Source organism: Sphingomonas benefaciens, from assembly GCF_052907485.1.
Map to the genome: position 1 here is coordinate 1 of NZ_JBREIC010000015.1, position 3,397 is coordinate 3,397.

3 protein-coding genes are annotated in these 3,397 nt (G+C 58.1%); all 3 read right to left on the bottom strand.

Going from position 1 to position 3,397, the window contains the following annotated elements; all coding sequences use genetic code 11:
* Nucleotides 1-189: 189 nt before the first annotated feature.
* Nucleotides 190-699: a hypothetical protein gene (locus ACU5AX_RS20685; RefSeq protein WP_446692401.1), complete on the bottom strand. Its 510-nt coding sequence runs from the start codon at nucleotides 697-699 to the stop codon at nucleotides 190-192.
* Nucleotides 700-795: 96 nt separating this feature from the next.
* Nucleotides 796-2,421, bottom strand: coding sequence for a DUF927 domain-containing protein (locus ACU5AX_RS20690; protein WP_446692402.1), 1,626 nt, complete (start codon nucleotides 2,419-2,421; stop codon nucleotides 796-798).
* Nucleotides 2,422-2,644: 223 nt separating this feature from the next.
* The gene (locus ACU5AX_RS20695; protein WP_446692403.1) at nucleotides 2,645-3,148 is read right to left on the bottom strand and encodes a hypothetical protein; all 504 of its coding nucleotides are present in this window, start codon (nucleotides 3,146-3,148) and stop codon (nucleotides 2,645-2,647) included.
* Nucleotides 3,149-3,397 lie beyond the last annotated feature (249 nt).

Below are 3,397 nucleotides of genomic sequence, written 5' to 3' on the forward strand. Positions count from 1 at the left end.
GGAAAACCGACTTGGCCAGATCAATGCCGACTGTGCTAACCTCTTCCATGGACGCCTCCTGCAGTGGTGCTTCAACACCTCCACTCTGGCACATCGATGCCGTCAGGGGGCGTCCACCCCAACGCAATTGGGTCATACCTGCCGAGCGACTTTAGCCGATGGGATCAACCCGGTGGCGTTCGACCGCATTCAGCCTAACCGCAGCTCGACGACGGCATCTGCGGCAAGGCTGAGGGCTTTAGGCCCGGACAGAGGGGTAACCGTCGCGCGACCGTCATCAACAAGGCCATAAGACATATTGTCATGGCGCAAAGCCGCGATCCAATGGCTGCCGTCGCGCAACGGTGCGACAAATGCGAATCGTTGCCCTTCCGCATAAGCCAGGCGATAACGGTTGGAGAACCGCGTTTTTAAGACAGCGGGCGGGGAAACCGTCAGCGGGAGTGCAAGCCGTTCCGTGATGGCGACACACAAGTCTCGCACTTGAAACGGGTCAATCCCGCCAAGGGAAGGGTCGTTCTTCAGCACGCGCAAATCGCAACCGGGGAGGCGTGCCAGGCACTCGACTGCCTCATTGAAAAATTCGTCTTCATCTATGTCATCGCCGCGTCCAGCTTCGTGTTGAAGAAAGCGCACCGCATTGATGGCAGCAATAAATCCGCAAAGCCCATCGTGCGGTCCTTGTCGAAAATAGCGCAAGTGATGGTCTCCTCCATACGTTGAAACGGCTCGGGTGAAGACACCCGAGCCGTCTCGTAGGCCCGCTTTTGTTTTCAGGGTTTACCCTGGCCGCTCTTAGTCCCGTCGTTGTCCGCGAATCGCGCTACCGCGACGCTTCGCCCGGCCACCTGCCTGCTTGATGTTTCGTTTGGGCTGGTCCTCCATACTGGGAGAAGGCATTCTAAAGCAGTAGACCCGCTTCTTGCTGCCGTCGACCAGGATTCGCTTCACTTGAAGGCGGCCCTTTTCCGTTACCATCATCTTCTTTGCCGAAGGCGTGCGCCGCCAGCGGTCCCAGTCGGGAAGCAAAGCGTAGATTGCGTGGGGGCGGATCATGACCTCGATCGTACTCCCTAGATGCTTCACGAAAACGTTTGCGTCTTGGAGGGAGCCGATCAGCCGCTTGCTTCCGCCGATCTGCACAACATCATCGCCTGTCGAGATTTCGCGAAGAAGCTCAGCAAAGGGGCGGGGCGCCCCAGCTTGAAACCGGTAGCGTCGGTAACACCGCATGGTAGCCGGACCGATTTGCCACTCGTCTGGAAGGACGCCTTGCTGCTTAGCGATTTCACCGGCTGCATACGCGAGGGCAAACGTATCCGTGATGACGGCGTCGCAAAGGTCGTTCCGATTGCCAGCTGCTTTCGTGCGAAACGTATTCATGTGCCCTGAGACGAGACTCTGCAATGCTCCCAAATTGTCCGAAGATGCCCCGACGAGGTGATCCAAGAAGCGACGTAGCGCGACGCCATGATGGTGCTGTACTCTATTGCTCAAATGTCTCGTCAGCGCTGCCGTGTCCGGACATTTCTTCGGCAGCCTTTCGAAAATGCCGTACGGCCGCTCACTAGGAATACGGATAGAAATGTGTCGATCGGCCGCAGACGACGCTAGCCCGGTAATCGCATCACCTGCGCCTAATAGCGGCTCGTGGCAGAACAGGACCCGACAGGCGTTGTGCACAATATCGTCTTCCTCAACTTGGGAAGGGAACAAATAGCCCTTAGTTGCCAGTGCTCGCCGCGCTGGCGACTCACCCGCTAGGCACACATCGCTCCCTACCACCGGCAGAGCCAGGTCGTTATGGTGAGACAACGTGCCTCCGGACCCATTTACTAGCTGTGCGAATTGCGCGACGTGGCGTGCTGGTGTGCCGCTCACACCGGCCAATAGGAGCGGCAAAATGCGGATACCGGACGACGGAGCGCCAACGAATTCAATCGACCGGCAGATGGAGTTCCCGGTGATGGTGGCGAGCGGCACCGCGAACGCAAGCAACATCGCCATCATGGGGATTGGCTGCCCCTCCAAGTGCCGGGCGATTTCACTTCGCCAAGATCCAAGGGTGCCGGCTTGATTGAACAGCGTTGCGTCAGTTGAAAAGGCAATCTGCGAGCGACGGGCGTCTAAACCAATCACGACGCCATTTCCCAAAGTGAATTGCCCGTCAGCATACCCCGGTGTTGCTATGACATTTCCGACCGGGAAGTCGTTGACGTCGTAAATCCGTTGCAGGAGCGTCTTTGCGGCCGGGGCGCCGGGGAGGACGAGGTTCCGGTCGGCAAGCAGTTGCAGCAGGTTCGCATTTCCATGGCATTCGGCATGAGGTATCAGTGCGGTGATCCCTCCATATGAGGCGACGATGTAGCGCTTTCCGCTGCTGCCAGATAGGCCCGAGACTTTAAGGTCGTGATAGAACATAATGATATCCAATGACTCATGGGGTGGTTGTCCCCGAAGTCCCCGCTATCCCCGCTCCGTCGACGGCTGGCGCAGCTGAATTCGATCAGCAGAGGGCAGCGCAATGCTATGACCCTGTGTTAGGGCATCATAGTCGTCTACAGCGGGATTAGGAGGATCTTCGGGGCAGGTTAATGGTGCTACCGAACGCCTCTGCTAAGCATTCAATATCACGACTTGGCGCCTATCGCGGTGTGATGCCGCTCTTGGTCACGTGGAGATTCAGGAGCATCGCCATGTCCCCTAGCTTCCATCTGTCGAGCCAACGTAGCACCGCGGTGTGGGCCGGTTCGGGGATGCGACCCTTCCGTCTCTGGGTCTTCCGGCCATTGTTTTCGTCGAAGGCGCGCCGCTTCGAATACCAGGCGCCCTTCGTCACATAGCTGATGGCGTGGGGCAGAGTGCCTGTATCGATGCATTTGACCATCACACGCACGTCAATCCCATCGGGATTGTTGTGTGAGCCGACTTCCCGCCTGAAGGCCCGGTGCTCGCGAAGCCGCTTGATCACTGCACGAGTTGGCGAACGGGTCATGATGAGATGCCAGTGAAGCTGGATCATGCCAGTCTCAGGGTTATACTCCCCCTCGAGATAAGCGAAGATCCAACCATCCATGCCAGAATTGGCAGCGTAACGCGCCAATGTCATTCGCAGCCACTGGTTGGCCTTGAGGGCGTTGACGTTCATCAGCTCTTCCGGAGAGACGGAGTACCCCCTCGGGATTAGGGTCACTTGGTAGGTCGTTTGTTCGGCGCAGAGAGGCAACAGGGCGCCATTGATCTTAATCCGGTGAAGGCGCATCACACGCGCTGACGTGACCCCCGCCTTTCATCCAGCTGCAACCGGAGACCGACTGGTGTTGTCGCGCATGAGCGCAGGTGAAGCAACGGGCGGGGTTAATCCCGCCTGTTGCTGCTTGAGACCGGCAGCAAATGC

Excerpts from the sequence above, each read along its gene's own strand:
- ACU5AX_RS20690 (WP_446692402.1), bottom strand. The coding sequence starts at position 2,421 with ATGTTCTATCACGACCTTAAAGTCTCGGGCCTATCTGGCAGCAGCGGA.
- ACU5AX_RS20695 (WP_446692403.1), bottom strand. The coding sequence starts at position 3,148 with ATGAACGTCAACGCCCTCAAGGCCAACCAGTGGCTGCGAATGACATTG.